The organism is Mesorhizobium sp. M7A.F.Ca.CA.004.06.1.1, from assembly GCF_003999135.1.
Classification (GTDB): Bacteria; Pseudomonadota; Alphaproteobacteria; order Rhizobiales; family Rhizobiaceae; genus Mesorhizobium.
Window position 1 is genome coordinate 1 of the sequence record NZ_RZPQ01001224.1, and the last position, 1,006, is coordinate 1,006.

Genomic DNA, 1,006 nt, shown 5'->3' on the forward strand with positions numbered 1-1,006 from the left:
CCAAGCACCTCATCCATCTCGCCCTCCAGGACTTCCTGCATCACCGCGCGGATCACATCGCGCAGCCCATCAGGGCTCGAAAGCAGAATGTGGCGGAACTCGGTGACGTTGAATATCACCAGCCTGCCATGACCGCCCTTTCTCAGCGAATTTGCAGAACTCACAGCACACAACCTTGTCTCGTGGCCCAGCGAAATGAAACTGCAGGGCTGGCGGCGTCCGGGCGCTGACCGCCGCGACGCCCCTCGCTGGCCGATGAAGAGCCCGTCCTTTCCGGGCATTCAGAAAGAAAACCCGGCATTTGCAGAAGACCAGACGGCTTTTCGGGGCCTAGGTTGGCGCAATTGAGCACGCATTGAGCTCGCTGACCAAGGATCATCCCCATGACCACCAACGCCCTCCGCCTTCGCGCCGCACCGCTCCGTACCCCTTCCGATCTCGGCGAGAATGCCGTGACAGATATCTCTGCCGCTCTCACCGGGTTGCTAGCCGATACCTTCGCGCTTTACCTCAAGACGAAGAATTTCCACTGGCACATGTCAGGGCCGCACTTCCGTGATTACCATGTGTTACTCGACGAACAAGGCGAGCAAATCTTCGCTATCACCGATGACATCGCTGAGCGCTGTCGCAAGATCGGCGGCACCACGCTCCGCTCTATCGGACAGATCGCGAAGGAGCAGCGAATCTCCGACAATGACGCGGCCTATGTGACGCCACACGACATGCTGGCCGAGCTTGCCCAAGACAACCGCACCTTCATAAGTCTCCTGCGCGCCGTGCACGCAGTATGCGAGGAGCACGACGACGTCGCGACGACCAGCTTGATCGAGGTTTGGATTGATGAGGCCGAGCGCCGTACCTGGTTCCTTTTCGAAGCCGGGCGGATGGCGGACTGACCCCCAAGGCCATGGACCGTCGGCGCGGAATGGCGTCGCCCCGATCTGCGGCAAGCGGTCGCCGCTTGCGACTTCCCGTTGCTCTCTCACAGGAAAATGCCATGTCC

The 1,006-nt window shown here is 60.5% G+C and carries 1 protein-coding gene; it reads left to right on the forward strand.

The window, feature by feature from the left end; all coding sequences use genetic code 11:
* The first annotated feature begins 383 nt into the window (after nt 1-383).
* Nucleotides 384-899 carry a DNA starvation/stationary phase protection protein gene (locus tag EN906_RS35320; RefSeq protein WP_127270297.1) on the forward strand — a complete coding sequence of 172 codons (516 nt, stop codon included), beginning with the start codon at nt 384-386 and terminating at the stop codon, nt 897-899.
* The last annotated feature ends 107 nt before the right edge of the window (nt 900-1,006 follow it).

Excerpts from the sequence above, each read along its gene's own strand:
- EN906_RS35320 (WP_127270297.1), top strand. The coding sequence starts at position 384 with ATGACCACCAACGCCCTCCGCCTTCGCGCCGCACCGCTCCGTACCCCT.